22 protein-coding genes, 2 pseudogenes and 1 other annotated feature are annotated in these 23,435 nt (G+C 51.9%); of the genes and pseudogenes, 11 read left to right on the forward strand and 13 right to left on the reverse strand.

Annotated elements, in window-relative coordinates; genetic code table 11:
• Positions 1-25: 25 nt before the first annotated feature.
• The 5 genes and pseudogenes from dacD to ACLD4F_RS05630 form a co-directional block, all read right to left on the reverse strand.
• The gene (gene dacD / locus ACLD4F_RS05610; protein WP_058110851.1) at positions 26-1,198 is read right to left on the reverse strand and encodes a serine-type D-Ala-D-Ala carboxypeptidase DacD; all 1,173 of its coding nucleotides are present in this window, start codon (positions 1,196-1,198) and stop codon (positions 26-28) included.
• A gap of 123 nt (positions 1,199-1,321) precedes the next feature.
• Complete coding sequence (gene phsC, locus ACLD4F_RS05615) at positions 1,322-2,086, reverse strand: thiosulfate reductase cytochrome B subunit (RefSeq protein WP_001092553.1); 765 nt, start codon at positions 2,084-2,086, stop codon at positions 1,322-1,324.
• The gene (gene phsB, locus ACLD4F_RS05620; RefSeq protein ID WP_052907430.1) at positions 2,083-2,661 is read right to left on the reverse strand and encodes a thiosulfate reductase electron transport protein PhsB; all 579 of its coding nucleotides are present in this window, start codon (positions 2,659-2,661) and stop codon (positions 2,083-2,085) included. Before phsB ends, phsC begins: the two co-directional genes overlap by 4 nt.
• 14 nt (positions 2,662-2,675) lie before the next feature.
• Positions 2,676-4,952: a thiosulfate reductase PhsA gene (phsA, locus tag ACLD4F_RS05625; protein WP_094887646.1), complete on the reverse strand. Its 2,277-nt coding sequence runs from the start codon at positions 4,950-4,952 to the stop codon at positions 2,676-2,678.
• Positions 4,953-5,211: 259 nt separating this feature from the next.
• Positions 5,212-5,304, reverse strand: a pseudogene (locus tag ACLD4F_RS05630) (heavy metal-binding domain-containing protein); the annotation flags it as partial.
• Positions 5,305-5,570: 266 nt separating this feature from the next.
• On the opposite strand from ACLD4F_RS05630, the gene sopA reads away from it, so the two are divergent.
• Positions 5,571-7,919: an SPI-1 type III secretion system effector HECT-type E3 ubiquitin transferase SopA gene (gene sopA / locus ACLD4F_RS05635; RefSeq protein WP_411010711.1), complete on the forward strand. Its 2,349-nt coding sequence runs from the start codon at positions 5,571-5,573 to the stop codon at positions 7,917-7,919.
• Positions 7,920-8,047: 128 nt separating this feature from the next.
• Here the strand turns inward: sopA and ACLD4F_RS05640 are convergent.
• Positions 8,048-8,125 (reverse strand): annotated as a pseudogene (locus ACLD4F_RS05640) (hypothetical protein); the annotation flags it as partial.
• 159 nt (positions 8,126-8,284) lie between these two features.
• On the opposite strand from ACLD4F_RS05640, the gene sbcB reads away from it, so the two are divergent.
• Complete coding sequence (gene sbcB / locus ACLD4F_RS05645; protein WP_000216702.1) at positions 8,285-9,715, forward strand: exodeoxyribonuclease I; 1,431 nt, start codon at positions 8,285-8,287, stop codon at positions 9,713-9,715.
• Between the two features lie 135 nt (positions 9,716-9,850).
• Here sbcB and plaP read toward each other — a convergent pair whose 3' ends face one another.
• From plaP to ACLD4F_RS05665, 4 genes are all read right to left on the reverse strand, one after another.
• The gene (gene plaP / locus ACLD4F_RS05650) at positions 9,851-11,209 is read right to left on the reverse strand and encodes a putrescine/proton symporter PlaP (protein WP_001519005.1); all 1,359 of its coding nucleotides are present in this window, start codon (positions 11,207-11,209) and stop codon (positions 9,851-9,853) included.
• Positions 11,199-11,261 (reverse strand): membrane protein YoeI, encoded by a 63-nt coding sequence (gene yoeI / locus ACLD4F_RS05655; protein WP_096335044.1) that lies wholly within the window; start codon positions 11,259-11,261, stop codon positions 11,199-11,201. Before yoeI ends, plaP begins: the two co-directional genes overlap by 11 nt.
• Positions 11,262-11,494: 233 nt before the next feature.
• A complete protein-coding gene (locus ACLD4F_RS05660; RefSeq protein WP_000803316.1) occupies positions 11,495-12,409 on the reverse strand; it encodes a LysR family transcriptional regulator in 915 nt (304 codons plus the stop codon).
• A gap of 45 nt (positions 12,410-12,454) precedes the next feature.
• Positions 12,455-13,279, reverse strand: a complete 825-nt coding sequence (locus tag ACLD4F_RS05665; protein ID WP_000754712.1) for an SDR family oxidoreductase — start codon at positions 13,277-13,279, stop codon at positions 12,455-12,457.
• Between the two features lie 161 nt (positions 13,280-13,440).
• Here ACLD4F_RS05665 and hisL point away from each other — a divergent pair, with 161 nt between their 5' ends.
• From hisL to hisIE, 9 genes are all read left to right on the forward strand, one after another.
• Positions 13,441-13,491 (forward strand): his operon leader peptide, encoded by a 51-nt coding sequence (gene hisL / locus ACLD4F_RS05670; protein ID WP_001364200.1) that lies wholly within the window; start codon positions 13,441-13,443, stop codon positions 13,489-13,491.
• Positions 13,467-13,590, forward strand: a sequence feature (His leader region). Its footprint overlaps the gene before it by 25 nt.
• A 46-nt stretch (positions 13,591-13,636) precedes the next feature.
• A complete protein-coding gene (hisG, locus tag ACLD4F_RS05675; RefSeq protein WP_000886600.1) occupies positions 13,637-14,536 on the forward strand; it encodes an ATP phosphoribosyltransferase in 900 nt (299 codons plus the stop codon).
• Positions 14,537-14,638: 102 nt separating this feature from the next.
• The gene (hisD, locus tag ACLD4F_RS05680; protein WP_000009613.1) at positions 14,639-15,943 is read left to right on the forward strand and encodes a histidinol dehydrogenase; all 1,305 of its coding nucleotides are present in this window, start codon (positions 14,639-14,641) and stop codon (positions 15,941-15,943) included.
• Positions 15,940-17,019, forward strand: coding sequence for a histidinol-phosphate transaminase (gene hisC / locus ACLD4F_RS05685; RefSeq protein ID WP_079981527.1), 1,080 nt, complete (start codon positions 15,940-15,942; stop codon positions 17,017-17,019). Before hisD ends, hisC begins: the two co-directional genes overlap by 4 nt.
• Positions 17,016-18,083 (forward strand): bifunctional histidinol-phosphatase/imidazoleglycerol-phosphate dehydratase HisB, encoded by a 1,068-nt coding sequence (hisB, locus tag ACLD4F_RS05690; RefSeq protein ID WP_411010712.1) that lies wholly within the window; start codon positions 17,016-17,018, stop codon positions 18,081-18,083. Before hisC ends, hisB begins: the two co-directional genes overlap by 4 nt.
• The gene (hisH, locus tag ACLD4F_RS05695; RefSeq protein ID WP_411010713.1) at positions 18,083-18,673 is read left to right on the forward strand and encodes an imidazole glycerol phosphate synthase subunit HisH; all 591 of its coding nucleotides are present in this window, start codon (positions 18,083-18,085) and stop codon (positions 18,671-18,673) included. Before hisB ends, hisH begins: the two co-directional genes overlap by 1 nt.
• On the forward strand, positions 18,673-19,410 hold the full coding sequence (gene hisA, locus ACLD4F_RS05700; RefSeq protein WP_000586406.1) for a 1-(5-phosphoribosyl)-5-[(5-phosphoribosylamino)methylideneamino]imidazole-4-carboxamide isomerase: 738 nt from the start codon (positions 18,673-18,675) through the stop codon (positions 19,408-19,410). The genes hisH and hisA overlap by 1 nt, the downstream gene beginning before the upstream one ends.
• A complete protein-coding gene (gene hisF / locus ACLD4F_RS05705) occupies positions 19,392-20,168 on the forward strand; it encodes an imidazole glycerol phosphate synthase subunit HisF (protein WP_000880125.1) in 777 nt (258 codons plus the stop codon). Before hisA ends, hisF begins: the two co-directional genes overlap by 19 nt.
• Complete coding sequence (gene hisIE / locus ACLD4F_RS05710) at positions 20,162-20,773, forward strand: bifunctional phosphoribosyl-AMP cyclohydrolase/phosphoribosyl-ATP diphosphatase HisIE (RefSeq protein ID WP_000954846.1); 612 nt, start codon at positions 20,162-20,164, stop codon at positions 20,771-20,773. Before hisF ends, hisIE begins: the two co-directional genes overlap by 7 nt.
• 80 nt (positions 20,774-20,853) lie before the next feature.
• Here the strand turns inward: hisIE and wzzB are convergent, their stop codons facing one another.
• The 3 genes from wzzB to ACLD4F_RS05725 form a co-directional block, all read right to left on the reverse strand.
• Positions 20,854-21,837: an LPS O-antigen chain length determinant protein WzzB gene (gene wzzB, locus ACLD4F_RS05715; RefSeq protein ID WP_023218927.1), complete on the reverse strand. Its 984-nt coding sequence runs from the start codon at positions 21,835-21,837 to the stop codon at positions 20,854-20,856.
• Positions 21,838-21,979: 142 nt separating this feature from the next.
• Complete coding sequence (gene ugd, locus ACLD4F_RS05720; RefSeq protein WP_000704825.1) at positions 21,980-23,146, reverse strand: UDP-glucose 6-dehydrogenase; 1,167 nt, start codon at positions 23,144-23,146, stop codon at positions 21,980-21,982.
• A 61-nt stretch (positions 23,147-23,207) separates the two neighbouring features.
• Positions 23,208-23,435 (reverse strand): hypothetical protein (locus ACLD4F_RS05725; RefSeq protein WP_411010714.1); only part of this gene is annotated, 228 nt, incomplete at its 5' end.

Below are 23,435 nucleotides of genomic sequence, written 5' to 3' on the forward strand. Positions count from 1 at the left end.
ACGGTGAACGGTGTGTGACAACGGCTTACGCTTTATGCTGAAAATAGTCGCTCAGACGAGAGAACATACCGCCTTTACCCACCGATTCCAGAGTGACCAGCGGCCACTGAGCGATCAGTTTATCCCGATCGTAGAGCTCTATTTCACCTACCCGTTGATGAGCGGCGATTGGCGCCTCCAGCTCTTTTCTATCCAGCACATATTTTGCTTTGATATGCGGAATTTCCGCTTTAGGCAGCGCCATCCAGAAATCCTGTTCCGTACCCAGCGCAATCTTTTCTTTGTCTCCATACCAGATTCGCTCGCTGCCCACTTTTTTACCGCTGTGCAAAATCTGCACCGTCGCAAAGTTTTGCAGGCCCCACTGCAACAGTTTTCGCGCCTGTTCTTCACGGCCTTTCGAACTTTTCGCTCCCATCACAACAGCGATAAGTCGACGCTGCCCGTCCACCGCCGATGCGATAAGATTAAATCCCGCCCCCGATGTGTGTCCGGTTTTAAGCCCATCAATATGCATGGTCTTATCCCATAACAAGCCGTTGCGGTTCTGCTGCGTGATGCCGTTCCAGGTCAGGCTTTTCTCGCTGTACATGTGATAAAATTCAGGTTCGCCGTGAATAATCGCCCGGGAGAGTACAGCCAGGTCATACGCGGAGCTATGTTGTCCTGGCGCATCCAGACCGTGGACGGTTTCAAAATGGGTATCCTGCAAATTGAGTTTTTTCACATAGCTGTTCATCATCGCCACAAACTGCGGCTGCCCGCCCGCGATATAATCCGCCAGCGCCACACAAGCATCGTTACCGGAATCCACAATTAAGCCACGGCTTAAATCACGCACCGACACGCGATCCCCTTCTTTTAAAAACATCAACGAGGAGCCGACAAACACCGGATTATCCTTCGCCCAGGCGTCGCGCCCAACGGTGACGATATCGTCAGGGCTGATACGATGACTATCGATGGCGCGATCGACGACGTAGCCCGTCATTAGCTTGGTAAGGCTGGCGGGATTACGTTGCTGGTGTTCATTACCGGCGGTAAGAACCTGTCCCGTAGTGTAATCCATCAACACCCAGGCGCCTGCATCAATGGCTGGCGGTTGGGGAGCAAAACTTACGGCATCGGCCGCAAGCGCAGGAGAAAGGTGCATCGCGAATAAAGAAGCGGCAATAAACAAACGGCGTTTCAACAGCATGTCCTCAGGATGGTCTCTATTTGCCGTTCTTTTTACGGAAGTTCAGTTAAACAAACATGGATAAATTGCAAGAAAATGTGACACAAGGCACATTTTCTTGCTGACTTTATTTTATGGATACGCTCAGACGGCGGACTTATCCCCGCGCGGCGCGGTACGATGACGATGATAGCCGTCAACCATGCTACGGAAAATTTGTCCCGGCGTGTCGCCAAGAGTACACAGATAGAGATGCGCGCAAATAAACAGTAAGCCGATGATAGCAAGCGCCATATGCAGCACCAGCATCACAGGGCCCAGACCCGCAACCTGCGGATAGAGACACAGCAAACCGGTGATGATTAACAGCGGTACCAGCGCGTACATAATCGCCAGATATGCCAGTTGTTGCAGTGGATTGAACTTATTCTGCTCTGTTGCCGCGAACGGATGCGCTTCCCCTTTCATGATGCCAAAAAGGTAAAAACGCGTCTGGCGTATGCAGCGCGTCACCAGTCCGGAAAAATTTACCCGATAGTGACGCCCGTTACCTGTGGTGAGGTTGATCAGCACAAACCCGACCCAGAAAGCCAGTAAGGCAAAACCACACCAGGTATGTACTTGTACCATTAGCGCTACAGGGCCGAGAGAAAAATGACCAAATAAACCGCTTAACAGTAATAAAACAAACAGTAACGCATTTCCCCAATGCCAACGGCGAATCGCCAGCGAGTAGAGATAGTCACGATGCTCTTCGCCGCCCGCCGTTTTTGGCGCCAGCATCCGGCGCAATAACGCATGGATAACCAGCCCAACAAGCATGAGCAGCACCACGACGCCTGCGTAAATTAACCACAGCGGCCAATAATCTGGCGCATAATGTAGTTCCGCTCCCCAGATAGTATTCATGCTTTACCCTCCTGATGGACTTCTTTACGACGGTACAGACTGACCGCGCCGCTACGCGCCTCCTGCTGGCGATAGACCTCTTTCTGACCGACCCAGCGCTGGATCTCGCTCTCATCCAGTCTGCCGAATTTCAGCGCGTCCGTTGGGCAAACGGATACGCACGCCGGAGACTGGCCAGCCGCCAACCGCGTGTCGGCACAGAAGTTACACTTGTCGGCGACGCCGGTTTGCGGATTCAAATAGCGCACATGGAAAGGACATGCGGCAACACAATAATCGCAGCCAATACAGCGCGATTTATCCACCTGCACGATCCCGTTTTCATCACGATATGACGCTCCGGTAGGACAAACGCTGACACATGGCGCATTTTCACAGTGCTGACAGGAGACGCGGACAAATTGAAAATGGGTTTGTGCGTTGGATGCCTGTTCAGGGGCGCGAATTTGTACCTGTACGCGGCTAAATCCCTCCGGTACGTCATTAAGCACTTTGCAGGCAACGGTACACGCCTGGCAGCCGATACAACGCTTTTCATCATGCAGCATGACGTACTGATTCGTTAAATGATTCATGGTTCCCTCCTCCCTCATGCCCGGCTCAGCGTCACGCCTGCGGTATGCACTACCGTACCGGATACCGGACTCGTCACGTGCGGCAGTAAATTTCCGCAGTGGATACCGTGTGTCGTCGCCGCCGTTTTGGCCCCAGCTTTAGCGCCAAATCCCATATAGACAAAAAGCGTGTCCGGGCGGATTCCGGGCGTCACCAGCGCCTTACCTTTCTCTTTACCCGTAGCATTTTCCAGCCAGATCTCATCGCCGGTCTTAATGCCTTTTTCTTGCGCCGTTTGCGGATGGACCCAGACCGCGTTATCCCACATTAGCTCGCTGAGTAAAGGTACGTACTGCGTCGCGCCATTGGTATGCACGGCCACTTTGCCCTGAATGAAGTAAAGCTCATTCTCTTTTTTAAGCGCAAAGTCACGAACGCGCGGAACGCCGTAGCCTGGGAGCAATTCCTCCAAGGTTGCGGAATAAAGTTCGATTTTGCCGGAGGGCGATTTGAAGCGAAGCTGTTCGCCATAGGTGTTGTCACTGTCCGTCGCGATAGCGCCGGGGTAACGTGCCGTAAACTGACGAACGGATTCTGGTTCGCGTAATAGCAGCGGAACGCCCCATTCGAGATACCCTTTCTGTCGCAGTTCCTTCGCTAAGGCATGGTCGCCGTTCAACTGATAGAGTTGGCGCGTCTGCATATCCTGCCACGGATAGTACTGCCCTAATCCCAACTGCTCGCCAAGTTCTTTCCAGATTTGCCAACTCGGACGCGCCTCGCCAATCGGCTCTACGACCTGTTGGCGCAGAGCGTAAGCCGGGTGCAGTCCCGACATATCCGATACCTCTTCGTCCCGTTCGAGATAGGTGCATTCCGGCAGCAGATAGTCGGCATATGCCGCGCTCTCGCTCAAATAGACATCGCAACTGACCACCAGATCCAGTTGCTCAACGGTTTTTACCAGGTCCGAACGACAGGTGACGGTCTGGAAAGGATTATGCCGCGACATAATCCACGCCTTTATCGGGTAAGGCTTCTCGGTTAACACCGCGTCAATAATGCTTTGCACCACGCCACCGCCAGCGGCGATGTATTTAAACTGCGGTGCGACCAAATCGATTCGTTGCGCCGTCGGTTTCGGCATATTTTTAATGTTGAGTTTCGCCAGCGTTGGCGCGACCTTTTCTCCGGCCAGTTTGTTGTAAACCGACGCGTTTTTTTTCTGATATAGCCCGCCTTCGCGCTCTATATTACCGAGCAGCACATTAAGCGTAAAAATCATACGCCGCATATCGATCTCTTCCTGCGAGAACGTCGCGCGATGACCAGGACTGACGATAGCATGAGGCGCGCAGGCGGCCAGTTCGCGTGTCACCCGGACAATGACGTCGGCAGGGACATCGGCCTGCGCGGCGGCCCATTCCGGCGTCGTCTCTTTTACCGCCTGTGCTAACTGTTCAAATCCGCTGGTATAACGCTCAACAAAAGACGCATCGTAGAGCTGTTCATCAATCATGACGTGGCACATCGCCAGCAGAACCGCTAAATCCCCCCCGGGACGAATAGCGTGCCACTCATCCGCCTTGCTGGAAAATATCGACAGACGCGGATCGAAGCTCACCATTTTGGCCCCCTTCTCCTGCGCGGTCATTAACTCATGGGTATCGGCAACTTCAATCCCTTCATACAAATTGTGGCCAAACGAAACCAGATAGCGCGTGTTAGCGATATCCATCGCCAGATCGCCGCCCATCATCACTTTTGCCGCAATGGCTTTCCCGGCAGGGCATGTTGAGGCGTGCGTAAAGGTATTAGGCGAACCAAAGGCCGTAGCCAGATGGAAAAGATGGCTGGAGAGCGAGCCCGATTTGGAAGAGAAAGCCACGCTCTCGGGGCCATGCTGCGCTTTGATGGCATTCATTTTCGCCGCGATTTCCTGGTAAGCCTGTTGCCAGCTAATCACCTGCCATTCACCGTCGCCGCGTGGCCCGGTGCGTTTCATAGGTTTTACAATCCGTTGCGGGTCATTGACCAGGCTGACGCCGCTCCCGCCCCTGGCGCATATGCGCGTCCCCTGCTGCGGCGCAGAAGGATTGCCCTGGATAAAAACGGTCTTGTTATTGACTACCTGCGCCTGAATAGGGCAACGAAAGGAACACATTTCGCACAAGCTTGGCGTTAGCGTGGTTTTACCGTTAATGCCGGCAATCGGGTTGCGTGCCAGCGCCCCGGGCGGAAAAGCGCCCAGCGCGCAGGCAGAGCAGCCGATGCCTACCCCCTGCAAAAAAGAACGACGACTAATGCTCATATAACCTCCTGTTATTAGATATAGCTGAAGATTATATTTAATTTGTATTATGAAATGTCGGCTTCAATCACAATTTGAAATAGTTGTTAAAATGAACACGCCAACACGATAAAACCTTTTATTTTATAAATAGTTTACATTTCCTGAACACGCACATGGACTGTCATTGAATAATCAGCAGAATTACCAAACAACCCGCTATTAATTATAAAAATGATACAATTCCAATAACACGTAATAATATTTAAAAGAAAACGATTATTTCCTGAAAAGCGATTTCACGCGCTTTACGCAGTTCTTTCTCATACGCGCCGGAACGTCCGCCGACGATATCCCGAATGCCGGCGAAAAACGTTGGTTGCGCATCGAAGCGGGTTTACTTTTGCGCGCACACGGGCTCCGTTACCCGACCCGCTCTCTTATGCCTGTATTTTTCCGCAGATACGTCAGCGTCCCACAATACGGTGACATGATGACAGGATGGACACTTTCTGAAAGAAACCTGCCAGATAACATGGTGAATTGTGATCTCCATCGCCATACCGACATATGAAGCTTACTTTTAAGGCGTTAAAAATCCAGACCGTTTTTCCATAATGATGTTGATAAGGAATTCTAATGAAGATATCATCAGGCGCAATTAATTTTTCTACTATTCCTAACCAGGTTAAAAAATTAATTACCTCTATTCGTGAACATACGAAAAACGGGTTCGCCTCAAAAATAACCAGTGTTAAAAACACGCATGCTTCTTTAAATGAAAAACTTAAAACAGGAAAGAGCTCATCGATTGAGTTCGCGTTACCACAAAAAATAAAAGACTTCTTTCAGCCGAAAGATAAAAACACCTTAAACAAAACATTGATTACTGTTAAAAATATTAAAGATACAAATAATGCAGGTAAGAAAAATATTTCAGCAGAAGATGTCTCAAAAATGAATGCAGCATTCATGCGTAAGCATATTGCAAATCAAACATGTGATTATAATTACAGAGTGACAGGTGCGGCCCCGCTCCCCGGTGGAGTCTCTGTATCAGCCAATAACAGGCCCACTGTTTCTGAAGGTAGAACACCACCAGTATCACCCTCCCTCTCACTTCAGGCTACGTCTTCCCCGTCATCACCTGCCGAATGGGCTAAGAAACTCACGGATGCACTTTTACGACAGAAAGCCGGAGAAACCCTTACGGCCGCAGATCGCGATTTTTCAAACGCAGATTTCCGTAATATTACATTCAGCAAAATATTGCCCACCAGCTTCATGGAGCGAGACGGCGATATTATTAAGGGGTTCAACTTTTCAAATTCAAAATTTACTTATTCTGATATATCTCATTTACATTTTGACGAATGCCGATTCACTTATTCGACACTGAGTGATGTAGTCTGCAGTAATACAAAATTTAGTAATTCAGACATGAATGAACTGACTTTACAGTATTCAATTACTACACGACAACAGCCCTCTTTTATTAATACAACATTAAAAAATACGCTTATACGTCACAAAGCCAACCTCTCTGGCGTTATTTTAAATGAACCGGATAATTCATCACCTCCGTCAGTGTCAGGGGGCGGAAATTTTATTCGTCTAGGTGATATCTGGCTGCAAATGCCACTCCTTTGGACTGAGAACGCTGTGGATGGATTTTTAAATCATGAGCACAATAATGGTAAAAGTATTCTGATGACCATTGACAGCCTGCCCGATAAATACAGTCAGGAAAAAGTCCGGGCAATGGAAGACCTGGTGAAGTCATTGCGGGGTGGCCGCTTAACAGAGGCATGTATCCGGCCAGTTGAAAGTTCGCTGGTAAGCGTACTGGCCCACCCTCCCTATACGCAAAGTGCGCTTATCCGCGAGTGGCTCGGGCCTGTTCAGGAACGTTTTTTTGCCCACCAGTGCCAGACCTATAATGACGTTCCCCTGCCGGCTCCTGACACATATTATCAGCAGCGCATACTGCCTGTGTTGCTGGATTCGTTTGACAGGAACAGCGCTGCCATGACCACTCACAGCGGACTCTTTAATCAGGTGATTTTACACTGTATGACAGGCGTGGACTGCACTGATGGCACCCGCCAGAAAGCTGCAGCGCTTTATGAACAGTATCTTGCTCACCCGACGGTGTCTCCCCACATCCATAATGGGCTCTTCGGCAATTATGACGGCAGCCCGGACTGGACAACCCGCGCTGCAGATAATTTCCTGCTGCTTTCCTCCCAGGATTCAGACACGGCGATGATGCTCTCCACTGACACGCTGTTAACAATGCTAAACCCTACTCCTGACACTGCATGGGACAACTTTTACCTGCTGCGAGCCGGAGAGAACGTTTCCACCGCGCAAATCTCTCCGGTAGAGTTATTCCGTCATGACTTTCCGGTGTTTCTCGCCGCATTTAATCAGCAGGCCACGCAGCGACGCTTTGGGGAGCTGATTGATATCATCCTCAGCACTGAAGAGCACGGGGAGCTGAACCAGCAGTTTATTGCCGCCACGAACCAGAAACATTCTACCGTGAAGTTGATTGATGATGCCTCAGTGTCGCGTCTGGCCACCATTTTTGACCCCTTGCTTCCTGAAGGCAAACTCAGCCCGCCACACTACCAGCACATCCTCAGTGCTTATCACCTGACGGACGCCACCCCACAGAAGCAGGCGGAAACCCTGTTCTGTCTCAGTACCGCATTCGCACGCTATTCCTCCAGCGCCATTTTCGGCACTGAGCATGACTCTCCGCCGGCCCTGAGAGGCTATGCGGAGGCGCTGATGCAGAAAGCCTGGGAGCTGTCTCCGGCGATATTCCCATCCAGCGAACAATTTACCGAGTGGTCCGACCGTTTTCACGGCCTCCATGGCGCCTTTACCTGTACCAGCGTTGTGGCGGATAGTATGCAACGTCATGCCAGAAAATATTTCCCGAGTGTTCTGTCATCCATCCTGCCACTGGCCTGGGCGTAGTCCAGCCTCAACCCGCATGGAATTAAGGGACACAGCGTTGTGTCCCTCTGTAAATAGACCCGTTTTAGTCCATGCATTTTTGAGATCCCGGCCAGATTGACCCTGGCCTAAATTCCATACAGTACTAAATCAGAATCAGTAATTTCAGATGGACCGGAATATGGTTTACCATAGAGGGAGCGTAGCTTAGTGTCGCTGATGGTCATTTTAGTATTTTGTACTCAATGATTTTAATGTTTATGTACTCACCATCGCATGTACGAACATTAGCAACGATATCAATTGGTGTACAAATACAATCAATCAACGACAAAATAAAAGAATAAAATATTTCATATACAGATAACATCAGGCGTGTACATCAAGTGACAGTTAAAAACGACAGCATACAGAGCACATTCCTCTTCCACGATTACGAAACCTTCGGTACGCATCCGGCCCTCGACAGACCTGCGCAATTCGCCGCGCTCCGTACGGATAACGACTTCAACGTTATTGGCGAGCCGGAGGTGTTTTATTGCAAACCCGCTGATGATTATCTACCGCAGCCCGGCGCGGTGCTGATTACCGGCATCACGCCGCAGGAAGCGCGTGAGAAAGGAGAAAACGAAGCCGCCTTCGCCAGACGCATTCATGCGCTGTTTACCGTTCCTAAAACCTGCGTTGTGGGCTACAACAATGTGCGTTTTGATGATGAAGTCACGCGCAATATTTTTTATCGCAACTTTTACGATCCCTATGCCTGGAGCTGGCAGCATGATAATTCACGTTGGGATCTATTGGATGTCATGCGCGCCTGTTATGCGCTGCGCCCGGAGGGAATTAACTGGCCGGAAAACGACGACGGCCTGCCCAGCTTTCGTCTGGAACATTTAACCCAGGCGAACGGGATCGAACACAGCAACGCGCATGATGCGATGGCGGATGTCTACGCCACTATTGCGATGGCGCAACTGGTGAAAACACGCCAGCCGCGGCTGTTTGATTATCTTTATAGCCATCGCAGTAAACATAAACTGGCGGCGCTGATTGACGTTCCGCAAATGAAGCCGCTGGTGCATGTCTCCGGCATGTTTGGCGCGTGGCGCGGTAATACAAGCTGGGTCGCGCCGCTGGCGTGGCATCCTGAAAACCGTAACGCGGTGATCATGGTCGATTTAGCAGGCGATATTTCTCCTCTTCTTGAGCTGGACAGCGACACCCTTCGCGAGCGGCTTTATACGGCCAAAGCCGATCTTGGCGATCACGTCGCAGTGCCGGTAAAGCTGGTGCATATCAATAAATGTCCGGTACTGGCGCAGGCGAATACCTTGCGCCCGGAGGATGCCGACCGGCTGGGAATTAACCGCCAGCACTGCCTGGATAACCTGAAAGTGTTGCGTGAAAACCCGCAGGTCCGCGACAAAGTGGTGGCGATTTTTGCCGAAGCCGAACCTTTTGCCGCCTCGGATAACGTTGATGCCCAGCTCTATGATGGTTTTTTCAGCGATGCCGATCGCGCAGCCATGAAAATCGTACTCGAAACCGAGCCGCGTAACCTGCCCGCGCTGGATATTACCTTTGTCGATAAGCGCATTGAGAAGCTGCTGTTTAATTACCGCGCACGCAATTTTCCCGGTACGCTGGATGACGCAGAGCAGCAGCGCTGGCTGGAGCATCGCCGTCAGGTGCTGACGCCGGAGTTTTTACAACAGTATGCCAATGAATTGCAGATGCTTTCTCAGCAGTATGCGGAAGATAAAACGAAGCTGGGGCTGCTGAAATCACTGTGGCAGTACGCAACTGAGATTGTGTAATTGACCAATGCCTGACGGGCATTGTTAATTCAGAGCGGATAAATAGTGACGCCGCCATCCGGCAAACGTGCTGGATGACAGACAAAAAACCGGAGGCACTGCCTCCGGTTTTACTATTGCCGATAATACGTGCGATTACGCGACGTCTTCGTACTGTGGAACCGGGTTGCGGAAGCTTTTAGTTACGCACGCCAGATAAATCAGCCCGATACCCGCCCAGATCAGGCCCAGTACCATTGAGCTCTCTTCCAGGTTAACCCACAACGCACCAACCGTGAGCGCGCCGCACATGGGCAGGAACAGATACTGGAAGTGATCTTTCAACGTTTTATTACGCTTCTCACGGATCCAGAACTGCGAAATCACCGACAGGTTAACAAAGGTAAACGCGACCAGCGCACCAAAGTTAATCAGCGCCGTCGCCATCACCAGGTCAAAATTAATCGCCAGCAGCGCGATCGCCCCGACCAGGATGATGTTCATCGCTGGCGTACGCCATTTCGGATGAACGTAACCGAAGAAGCTTTTCGGGAATACGCCGTCGCGCCCCATTACGTACATCAGGCGCGCTACGCCTGCATGCGCCGCCATACCGGAAGCCAGTACGGTGATAGTAGAGAAGATCAGCGCGCCAACCTGGAAGGTTTTACCCGCCACGTACAGCATGATTTCCGGCTGAGACGCATCCGGATCTTTAAAGCGAGAGATATCCGGGAAGTACAATTGCAGGAAATAGGTTGCAAAGATGAAGATCAGGCCGCCAATCAGCGCGGTCAGGAAAATCGCACGCGGGATCACGCGTTCAGCATCTTTGGTCTCTTCCGACAGGTTACTGATGCCGTCAAAGCCGGTAAAGGAGAAGCACAGGATCGTCGCTCCCGTAATCATCGGGATAACGTGCGCATCGCCGGACCAGAACGGACGGGTGCTCGCCAGCGTACCGGCGCCTTCGCCTTCAAATACGCCATAAACCACCATGCCCAGAATGACCGCAATCAGCACCACCTGTAACACTACAATCACGGTGTTGAAGTTAGCGACCGATTTGAGGCTGCGCAGGTTAAAGGCCGTCATAAAGGCCACCAGCGCCACGACAAACACCCATGACGGAATGGAGGGCACCAGCGCTTCAAAATAAATTTTCGCCAACAGAATGTTGATCATCGGCGCGAACAGATAATCGAGCAGAGAAGACCAACCCACCATAAAGCCAACGGTCGGGCTGATGGATTTCTGGGCATAGGTATACGCCGAACCCGCGGAAGGGTAGCGACGCACCAGTTTCCCGTAGCTCAACGCCGTAAACAGAATCGCGATTAACGCGAATGCATACGCCGTCGGTACGTGACCGTCAGTGAGGCCTGAAACGATACCAAATGTATCGAACAGCGTCATCGGCTGCATATAGGCAAGACCCATCATTACAACCGGAACTAACGTAAGCGTTTTACGTAATTCCACGCGAGAGGTGTTTGGAGTAACGTTATGCGACATGGTCATTCTCCTTTACGGCGAATGCCGTCGCGTAAGCAAAAAATTGCCCCATTTTCTGGATTCCTCAGCGACAACAACTGTCGATTTTTAAGTAAGTATCTATCCGGTACGAAGCCCGGCCTCTTGGTATTGAATGATGTGTTTGAAGCAAAAAAATAACCGACGCGTATTAAAACGTCGGTTAGTGTCATTTTTTGCAAGCGGCGTATTCTGCCCTAAATTGAAGTGAAATGACAAGAGAATGCGAGCGTGTTCAAAAAATTATTTTTCATAAGCGATTGATTTTTAAACCGGCGATTTTGCATACACCCCAGCAATAGCATTATTTGCTAAAATTTCATCCCGCCACCAGCCGCTGGCCAGCCCGGCGGTCTGTTCATTCCAGCCAACCCACACCGGTTCATAGACGATTTGCGCTACAACTTTCTTCTCTATAAGCGCGCCGCTTTCCAAAAATCGCTGCGCCAGATAACGCGGTAAATAGCCGCATCCCAGGCCGCTAATTTGCAGCTCCAGCTTGGTTTTAAAATCAAACACGGTAATCGCTTCCTGAGCGTCGAGCAGTTCAGACCCTATTGATCGCGAGGAATGGACGCTATCGCCAACCACAATCGCGCGAAAACGTTTGATCGTCTGGCGGCTAAGCGGTTCCTCTTCATGAACCAGCGGATGATGCGGGGCGACAGCAAACACCAGTTCAAGATCGCCCAGTCTTGCAAAGCCAAAGCCGGTGTCAGGCGGCGGCGCGCGCATGGCGCCAACGATGATATCCGCCCTTCCCTGCGTCAGCGTCTCCCATGAACCGCCGAGAACGCCATTGACAAATTTAAGGCGCGTCACGCTGTGGCGTTGATAAAAAGCGTCGATAAGCGGGGCCAGAAGAGAAAAGGGAAAGGTATCATCCACACCGATGACCAGTTCGTTCTCCCAGCCTTCATGCAGTTTAATCGCCTGCTTTTCCAGCTCGCGAACGGTGTGCAGCACTTCACGGCCTTTTTCCAGTAGCATCTTACCGGTTCGCGTAAATCGCGCGCGATGCCCGCTACGGTCGAGCAGTTGGATATTAAGATCGTTTTCCAGCTTATGAACGGTATAACTGAGGGCGGACGGCGTTTTAAATAATTTTGCCGACGCCGCCGCGAAGCTGCCTTCTTTTTCTAACGCATCAAGAATAATCAGAACGTCCAGCAGTGGTTTCATACTCGTCCCCTTGCGCTATATGGCGACCACCTGCTGGACAGCGACTCACTCCATCGGCATCACCAGCGGATCGGGATATTGATATTCAAATCCCAGCTCATTACAAATCCGGCTACCGTCGATAATCTTCCCTTTGCCGTTGTCCGGTGCGTCACGAAAATGCGGCGGCGCCATTCCCAGCAAGCGCGTCATTTGCGGATAAAACACGTTGCGGGCTGGATGCGCCGGCGCACATATATTATAGATGTGCCCCCCTTTTGGCGCCTGTAGCAAGAGGGTAATTGCGCCAACCACGTCTTCAAGATGCACCAGATTGACCCCGTGTTGACCATCCGGCGCGGTTTTTCCGGCAAAGAAACGTCCGGGATGGCGCCCAGGCCCGACCAACCCCGCCAGCCGCAGAATATCTACTGACGTGCCCGGCAGATTATGCAGCCAATCTTCCAGTTCCTTCAGGGTACGCCCGCTGGCCGTGACCGGATTACGCGGCGTATTCTCTTTCACCACGCCTTGCGCATCGCCGTAAACAGACGTCGAACTGGTAAAAATAATACGCGGGATACGATAAGCCAGCGCGCTGTCGACCAGCTCCTGCATCGCCTGCAGATAAAAATCCTCTCCCGGACCGCTACGGCGCGCGGGCAGTGTTATCACCAGCGCATCGACATCCAGCAGAGCGTCAAGATCGTCCGCCTCACAGACCAGCTCCGGCTCCAGACGCAGCGGATAGCTTTCAATTCCACTCATACGGGCCGCTTCCACCCCGTCAAGGGTGGTTTTGCTGCCGGTAACCTGCCAGCCTCTCGCTGCCAGCGACATTGCCAGCGGCATGCCTAACCAACCTAAACCGACAATTGCGACCTTTTTCATCCATTTTCTCCTGACTTTAACGCCTTATACATAAGGCTACGCCAGCCCGCCGTGACTGACAATTCATACTATAAATGCGAAATGAAAAAAGCGCTTGCTTTAAGGCGTAAAAGTGGTTTAGGTTAAAGGTATCAAATGAATAAGCATTCATCGGAATTTTTATGACACGCGTTCAATTTAAACACCACCATCATCACCATCATCCTGACTAGTCTTTCAGGCGATGTGTGCTGGAAGACATTCAGATCTTCCAGTGGTGCATGAACGCATGAGAAAGCCCCCGGAAGATCATCTTCCGGGGGCTTTTTTTTGGTGCGCGATACAGACCGGTTCAGACAGGATAAAGAGGAACGCAGAATGTTAGACAACACCCGCTTACGCATAGCTATTCAGAAATCAGGCCGTTTAAGCGATGATTCACGAGAATTGCTGGCCCGCTGCGGCATAAAAATTAATTTACACACTCAGCGCCTGATTGCGATGGCGGAAAACATGCCGATTGATATCCTGCGCGTGCGTGATGATGACATTCCGGGTCTGGTGATGGATGGCGTGGTCGATCTCGGTATTATCGGCGAGAACGTGCTGGAAGAAGAGCTACTCAACCGCCGCGCGCAGGGCGAAGATCCGCGCTATTTTACCCTGCGCCGTCTTGACTTCGGCGGCTGCCGTTTATCGCTGGCAACGCCGGTTGACGAAGCCTGGGACGGCCCGGCCGCGCTGGACGGTAAACGTATCGCTACCTCTTATCCGCACCTCCTCAAACGCTACCTCGACCAGAAAGGCGTCTCTTTTAAGTCGTGTCTGTTAAATGGTTCTGTCGAAGTCGCGCCGCGCGCGGGGCTGGCCGACGCTATCTGCGATTTGGTCTCTACCGGCGCGACGCTTGAAGCTAACGGCCTGCGTGAAGTCGAAGTTATCTACCGCTCTAAAGCCTGTCTGATTCAGCGCGACGGTGAGATGGCACAGAGCAAGCAACAGCTGATCGATAAATTGCTGACCCGTATTCAGGGCGTGATTCAGGCGCGCGAATCGAAATACATCATGATGCACGCGCCAAGTGAACGCCTGGAAGAGGTTATCGCCCTGCTGCCAGGCGCCGAAAGGCCGACAATCCTGCCGCTGGCGGGCGAGCAACAGCGCGTGGCGATGCACATGGTCAGCAGCGAAACGTTGTTCTGGGAAACCATGGAGAAACTGAAAGCGCTTGGCGCCAGCTCGATTCTGGTACTGCCGATCGAGAAGATGATGGAGTGATCTGACGCCTGATAGCGCTGCGCTTATCAGGCCTACGTAATGCGTTGATATTTTGGGTTCAGTAGGCCGGATAAGGCGGAACCCTGTGATGGAGTAAAGACCATGAGCTTCAATACCCTGATTGACTGGAACAGCTGTAGCCCTGAACAGCAGCGTGCGCTGCTGACGCGTCCGGCGATTTCCGCCTCTGACAGTATTACCCGGACGGTCAGCGATATTCTGGATAATGTAAAAACACGCGGTGACGATGCCCTGCGTGAATACAGCGCTAAATTTGATAAAACAGAAGTGACAGCGCTACGCATTACCCCTGAAGAGATCGCCGCCGCCGGCGCGCGTCTGAGCGACGAATTAAAACAGGCGATGGCCGCTGCCGTCAAAAATATTGAAACGTTCCATTCCGCGCAGACGCTACCGCCTGTAGATGTGGAAACCCAGCCAGGCGTGCGTTGCCAGCAGGTTACGCGTCCCGTCGCGTCTGTCGGTCTGTATATTCCCGGCGGCTCGGCTCCGCTCTTCTCAACGGTGCTGATGCTGGCGACGCCGGCGCGCATTGCGGGATGTCAGAACGTGGTTCTGTGCTCGCCGCCGCCCATCGCTGATGAAATCCTCTATGCGGCGCAACTGTGTGGCGTGCAGGAAATCTTTAACGTCGGCGGCGCGCAGGCGATTGCCGCTCTGGCCTTCGGCAGCGAGTCCGTACCGAAAGTGGATAAAATTTTTGGCCCCGGCAACGCCTTTGTAACCGAAGCCAAGCGTCAGGTCAGCCAGCGCCTCGACGGCGCGGCTATCGATATGCCTGCCGGGCCGTCTGAAGTACTGGTGATCGCCGACAGCGGCGCAACACCGGATTTCGTCGCTTCTGACCTGCTCTCCCAGGCTGAGCACGGTCCGGATTCGCAGGTGATCCTGCTGACGCCTGATGCTGACATTGCCCGCAAGGTGGCGGAGGCGGTAGAACGTCAACTGGCGGAACTGCCGCGCGCGGACACCGCCCGGCAGGCCCTGAGCGCCAGTCGTCTGATTGTGACCAAAGATTTAGCGCAGTGCGTCGCCATCTCTAATCAGTATGGGCCGGAACACTTAATCATCCAGACGCGCAATGCGCGCGATTTGGTGGATGCGATTACCAGCGCAGGCTCGGTATTTCTCGGCGACTGGTCGCCGGAATCGGCCGGTGATTACGCTTCCGGAACCAACCATGTCTTACCGACCTATGGCTATACTGCTACCTGTTCCAGCCTTGGGTTAGCGGATTTCCAGAAACGGATGACCGTTCAGGAACTGTCGAAAGCGGGCTTTTCCGCTCTGGCATCAACCATTGAAACATTGGCGGCGGCAGAACGTCTGACCGCCCATAAAAATGCCGTGACCCTGCGCGTAAACGCCCTCAAGGAGCAAGCATGAGCACTGAAAATACTCTCAGCGTCGCTGACTTAGCCCGTGAAAATGTCCGCAACCTGGTACCGTATCAGTCCGCCCGCCGTCTGGGCGGTAACGGCGATGTCTGGCTGAACGCGAATGAATTCCCGACAGCGGTGGAGTTTCAGCTCACCCAACAAACGCTTAACCGCTACCCGGAATGCCAGCCAAAGGCCGTGATTGAAAACTACGCGCAATATGCTGGCGTAAAGCCGGAGCAGGTGCTGGTCAGCCGCGGCGCGGATGAAGGGATCGAACTGGTGATCCGCGCCTTCTGCGAACCGGGAAAAGACGCCATTCTCTACTGTCCGCCCACTTACGGTATGTACAGCGTCAGCGCCGAAACCATTGGCGTAGAGCGCCGGACGGTTCCCGCGCTTGAAAACTGGCAGCTGGATCTACAGGGGATTTCCGACAACCTTGACGGAACAAAAGTGGTATTCGTTTGTAGCCCCAATAACCCCACCGGGCAACTTATCAACCCGCAGGATCTGCGCACGCTGCTGGAGTTGACACGCGGTAAAGCGATAGTCGTCGCCGACGAAGCTTATATTGAGTTTTGCCCACAGGCCACGCTGACAGGCTGGCTGGTTGAATATCCTCATCTGGTTATCCTGCGCACATTGTCGAAAGCTTTTGCGCTGGCGGGTCTGCGCTGCGGCTTTACGCTGGCTAATGAAGAGGTGATCAACCTGCTGTTAAAAGTGATCGCCCCTTATCCGCTTTCTACGCCAGTGGCGGATATCGCCGCCCAGACGCTGAGTCCGCAGGGAATAAACGCAATGCGCGATCGCGTGGCGCAGACAGTGCAGGAACGTCAGTATCTGGTGAATGCCCTGCAACAGACCGCCTGCGTAGAACACGTCTTTGACTCTGAAACCAACTATATTCTGGCGCGGTTTACCGCCTCCAGCAGCGTGTTTAAATCCTTATGGGATCAGGGCATTATCTTACGCGATCAGAATAAACAACCTTCTTTAAGCGGCTGCCTGCGGATTACGGTCGGCACCCGCCAGGAAAACCAGCGCGTCATTGACGCCTTACGTGCGGAGCCAGTATGAGTCAGAAGTATCTTTTCATCGACCGGGACGGAACCTTGATTTCCGAACCGCCGAGCGATTTTCAGGTAGACCGCTTTGATAAACTGGCCTTTGAGCCAGAGGTGATTCCCGTATTGCTGAAGCTGCAAAAAGCCGGTTTTAAGCTGGTGATGATCACTAACCAGGATGGGCTTGGCACGCAAAGCTTCCCGCAGACGGACTTCGACGGACCGCACAACCTGATGATGCAGATTTTCACCTCTCAGGGCGTACGCTTTGATGAGGTGCTGATCTGCCCTCACCTGCCCGCAGACGACTGCGACTGCCGCAAGCCCAAAGTGAAGCTGGTGGAGCGTTATCTTGCGGAACAAGCGATGGATAGCGCCAACAGCTATGTGATCGGCGATCGTGCGACCGATATCCAGCTCGCTGATAATATGGGCATTACTGGTTTACGCTATCACCGTGAAACGCTGAACTGGACGATGATTGGCGAACAGCTAACGAAACGCGATCGCTATGCGCATGTGATCCGCAACACCAAAGAGACACAGATTGATGTCAGCGTCTGGCTGGATCGCGAAGGCAACAGCAAGATTAATACCGGCGTCGGCTTCTTTGACCATATGCTCGATCAAATCGCCACCCACGGCGGCTTTCGTATGGAGATTACCGTTAAGGGCGATCTCTATATCGACGATCACCATACGGTAGAAGATACCGGACTGGCGCTCGGTGAGGCGTTAAAACTGGCACTCGGCGACAAACGCGGTATCTGCCGTTTTGGCTTTGTACTGCCGATGGATGAATGTCTGGCGCGCTGCGCGCTGGATATTTCCGGTCGTCCGCATCTGGAATATAAAGCTGAATTTACCTACCAGCGTGTGGGCGATTTGAGCACAGAGATGATTGAACACTTTTTCCGCTCACTCTCTTACACGATGGGCGTCACTCTGCATCTCAAGACTAAGGGTAAGAACGATCACCACCGTGTCGAAAGTTTGTTTAAAGCCTTTGGTCGAACGCTACGCCAGGCTATTCGCGTGGAGGGCGATACATTACCGTCCTCGAAAGGAGTGCTGTGATGAACGTCGTCATCCTTGACACCGGCTGCGCCAATTTAAGCTCGGTAAAATCCGCCGTGGCGCGCCACGGTTACACCCCGGTGCTCAGCCGCGAAGCGGAAATCGTATTACGCGCTGACAAACTCTTTCTGCCCGGCGTCGGCACGGCGCAGGCCGCTATGGATCAACTGCGCGAACGTGAACTGATCGACTTAATTAAAGCGTGTACTCAGCCGGTACTGGGTATCTGCTTAGGGATGCAACTGCTGGGTCGTCGCAGCGAAGAGACGCGCGGCGTGGATCTGCTGAACATTATCGAGCAAGACGTGCCGAAAATGACCGACTTTGGTCTGCCGCTGCCGCACATGGGCTGGAATCGCGTGTATCCGCAGGCGGGCAACCGACTGTTTCAGGGCATTGAAGATGGCGCCTATTTTTACTTTGTGCACAGCTACGCGATGCCGGTCAACCCGTGGACTATCGCCCAGTGCAATTACGGCGAGCCATTCACCGCGGCGGTACAGAAAGATAATTTCTTCGGCGTACAGTTCCACCCAGAACGTTCGGGCGCGGCGGGTGCTCAGTTGCTGAAAAACTTCCTGGAGATGTAATGATTATTCCGGCATTAGATTTAATTGACGGCACCGTGGTGCGTCTCCATCAGGGCGACTACGCCCGCCAGCGGGATTACGGTAACGATCCCCTGCCCCGTTTGCAGGATTACGCCGCCCAGGGCGCCGGGGTGCTGCATCTGGTAGATCTGACCGGCGCTAAAGATCCGGCGAAGCGGCAGATACCGTTGATTAAAACCCTGGTCGCGGGCGTGAACGTGCCTGTTCAGGTCGGCGGCGGCGTGCGTACCGAAGAAGACGTTGCGGCGTTACTGAAAGCTGGCGTTGCCCGTGTGGTCATCGGTTCAACGGCGGTGAAATCCCCTGACGTGGTGAAAGGCTGGTTTGAACGTTTTGGCGCGCAGGCGCTGGTGCTGGCGCTGGACGTTCGCATAGACGAACACGGCAACAAGCAGGTGGCGGTTAGCGGCTGGCAGGAAAATTCCGGCGTCTCGCTGGAACAACTGGTGGAGACCTATCTCCCCGTCGGCCTGAAACATGTACTGTGTACCGATATTTCTCGCGACGGCACGCTGGCGGGCTCTAACGTTTCGCTGTACGAAGAAGTATGCGCCAGATATCCGCAGATCGCCTTTCAATCCTCCGGCGGTATTGGCGATATCGATGATATTGCCGCCCTGCGCGGCACCGGCGTGCGCGGCGTGATTGTCGGACGCGCTCTGTTAGAAGGGAAATTTACCGTTAAGGAGGCCATCCAATGCTGGCAAAACGTATAATTCCGTGTCTGGATGTTCGTGATGGTCAGGTGGTGAAAGGCGTACAGTTTCGCAACCATGAGATCATTGGCGATATCGTTCCGCTGGCCAAACGCTATGCCGATGAAGGCGCGGACGAACTGGTGTTCTATGACATTACCGCCTCCAGCGATGGCCGCGTAGTCGATAAAAGCTGGGTGGCGCGCGTTGCCGAGGTGATCGACATTCCGTTTTGTGTAGCGGGCGGTATCCGGTCAATTGACGACGCCGCCAAAATTCTTTCTTTCGGGGCGGATAAGATCTCTATCAACTCCCCTGCACTGGCTGACCCAACGCTAATTACCCGTCTGGCTGACCGTTTTGGCGTACAGTGCATTGTCGTCGGGATTGATACCTGGTTTGACGACGCCACGGGGAAATACCATGTTAACCAGTATACCGGCGATGAAAACCGTACCCGCGTGACGCAGTGGGAGACGCTGGACTGGGTGCAAGAGGTACAACAGCGCGGCGCGGGGGAAATCGTCCTGAATATGATGAACCAGGACGGCGTGCGTAACGGTTATGATCTGACGCAGTTGAAAAAAGTCCGTGACGTTTGCCGCGTGCCGCTAATCGCCTCCGGCGGCGCGGGCACGATGGAACACTTTCTTGAGGCATTCCGTGATGCCGATGTCGACGGCGCGCTTGCCGCCTCCGTTTTTCACAAGCAAATCATCAATATTGGCGAATTAAAAGCGTACCTGGCAGGCCAGGGCGTGGAGATCAGGATATGTTAACAGAGCAACAACGCCGCGAGCTGGACTGGGAAAAAACCGATGGCCTGATGCCAGCCATCGTGCAACATGCGGTATCCGGCGAAGTATTGATGCTGGGCTATATGAACCCACAAGCGCTGGACAAAACCATTGAATCCGGCCATGTCACGTTCTTCTCACGCACGAAACAGCGTTTATGGACCAAAGGCGAAACCTCAGGCCATGTGCTGAATGTCGTCAGCATTGCGCCGGATTGCGACAACGATACACTGCTGGTGCTGGCAAATCCTGTCGGGCCGACCTGCCACAAAGGTACCAGCAGCTGCTTTGGCGACGCCAGCCATCAATGGTTATTCCTGTATCAACTGGAGCAGCTACTGGCAGAGCGCAAAACCGCCGATCCGGCCAGCTCTTACACGGCGAAACTGTACGCCAGCGGTACCAAACGTATTGCGCAAAAAGTTGGCGAAGAAGGTGTAGAAACCGCGCTGGCGGCCACCGTCAATGATCGTTTTGAATTAACCAATGAAGCGTCTGATTTGATGTACCACCTGCTGGTGCTGTTGCAGGATCAGGATCTCAACCTCACCACCGTGATCGACAATCTTCGTAAGCGTCATCAATAAGCGTAAAAAAACCGGGCAATGCCCGGTTTTTTAATGAGAAATTTTACCTTTCGAAGCCGACCACCATCCGGCAAAGAAGCTTACAAGGCTTTTGGCTTATAGCTATGTAGCGCATTGCGCCCCAGCACAATCCCGGCACCGATCATCCCACCCAGCAATACAGCCAGCACAAGGGTAATGGCTTTTTTCGGGCTATCGCGACGGACCGGCAGCGTCGGCTTCATCACATAACGATAGACGTGCACCGTATCGGCAGTCACTTTCAGATTTTTAATGTCCAGCAGTGTCTGCTTCGTCTGGTAATAGGCCGGAGAAAAGACCAGTGGACGCGTCGCTTCGTTCTGTATCATCGATTTTAGCGCATCGCTCCCCAACAGGAACATCGTGTCCTGGGTAACATCCTGGGTTTGCTGAATCTGCGGCTGCGTGATTTTGGCCTCATCCGCATAGCGCAACGCTTCTTCGATTTGCTTAATACGCAGATCTTTTTGTTCCTGCGCCACAACTTCCTGCGTCTCAAGGGACTCCTGCAACGTTTTGGTTTGCAGCGTGATGTTATCTTTCAGGTCAACTTCCAGTTCCTTAGCGACCTCTTCATCCACCTGTTGGATATATTCCGCCAGCCGACGCTGCGCCCCTTCAGCGGTAGTACTCACATAAGAAACCGAGAGTGGCAGTGCCTGCCCCTTTACCGACTGTTCAATGGTGAGCTTTTCCCGCTCTTTCTGATTATCCAGCGCTTCCGATAATGCGGAAAACGCAGAGCTAAAGCGGCTTATAAAATTCGCCTGCACTTCAGAGATTTTGGGGGCATTCCCGCCATACAAGACGTTGAGCGCATTGGTATAGGTGGCAACCTGCGCGGCATCAGGTTGGGTAATAATCGCCGTGGATGTCCATTTTTCTTTGGCTATCATCAGGTAGCCTACGGCCAGCAAAATGGCGATAATAACGGCTACAATAATGGTCATCTTCCCACGCCATAACTGTAGCAATAACTCAATCAAATCAATCTGTTCCGGATCGTTCCCACGCCCGGAAGACGTATTACTATCCACTGTCATAGATACCCTAACTAAAAAAAGGATGAAGCTGGAGACAGTGTAGTCATAAAGCAAATATATGCCATAGGATTAATGATAAAAATCAGACATTATTTCCATATGGTCAATAAATCATCGGGACTCATCAGCCCCGATTGCCTTATTAATCACTACCGAAAAGATCGCGGGTATACACTTTTTCAGCAACATCCAAAAGCTCTGCCGCCATCCTGTTGGAAATAATGACATCCGCCTGCTGTTTAAAGCAGTGCAAATCACGTTCAAGACGTGAGTTAAAGAAAGTATCTTCTTCCATTACCGGCTCATAGATGATGACCTCTACGCCTTTCGCTTTAATGCGCTTCATAATCCCCTGAATCGATGAGGCGCGGAAGTTATCGGAGCCACTCTTCATAATCAGGCGATAAATGCCCACCACTTTAGGCTTTCTGGCGAGGATAGCGTCGGCAATAAAATCTTTACGCGTACGGTTTGCTTCAACGATAGCGGAGATAATATTATTAGGCACCGACTGATAATTAGCCAGCAACTGTTTGGTATCTTTTGGCAAACAATATCCGCCATAACCAAAAGAGGGATTATTATAATGATTGCCAATACGCGGGTCGAGGCACACCCCTTCAATAATTTGTCGGGTATTTAATCCTAACGTTTCAGCATAGCTGTCTAATTCATTAAAATAAGCGACTCGCATAGCGAGATAAGTATTGGCGAAAAGTTTAATAGCTTCCGCCTCAGTGGAGTCCGTAAACAGCGTTGGAATCTCCTGTTTAATAGCGCCTTCCTGGAGTAATGCGGCAAATTCTCTGGCGCGCTCAGACTGTTCCCCAATCACGATACGGGAGGGATAAAGGTTATCGTAAAGGGCTTTACCCTCACGTAAAAACTCCGGAGAGAAAATGATATTTTCTGTCGCAAACTTCTGACGCATTGCCGCCGTGAAGCCAACCGGCACCGTAGACTTAATAATCATCACGGCTGCGGGGTTGATGCTGATCACATCCTGAATGACCGATTCCACACTGGACGTATTAAAATAGTTGGTTTTGGGATCGTAATCCGTAGGCGTAGCAATGATGACGTAATCTGCATTCTGGTACGCATCAAACTTATCCAGCGTTGCCCTGAATCTGATGTTATCTTCCTTTAAAAATTGCTGAATTTCTTTATCAACAATCGGAGATATCCGATCATTTAACAGTTCAACACGGGAAGGAACAATGTCTAACGCCACCACATCATGATGTTGTGCAATAAGCAAACCATTAGACAAGCCAACATAACCCGTCCCGGATATCGTGATTTTCATTATTCGCTCTCAGAATTAACTTAATTATGAATCATGATGTATTTCGCATCCTGATAAGATATTAAAGTTTTAACGCCTGAGTATATAAAGTGCAACGCAGACGAAAACAATTCAGATTATCTTCATTACGATAAACACAGATTATTAAGTTAATATTAAGCAAAAGCGATAAATCAATAAGAATAGAGATAAATAAATATCCTCCGGCATAGCCGGAGGTTTTTCTGATGCGCCTGTAAGGCTCTCTTACCAGCCGCGCCCTAACAGGCGCATACGATCTGACATTTGC

This window comes from Salmonella sp. 741265050_HSA (assembly GCF_046569445.1).
Lineage (GTDB): Bacteria > Pseudomonadota > Gammaproteobacteria > Enterobacterales > Enterobacteriaceae > Salmonella > Salmonella enterica.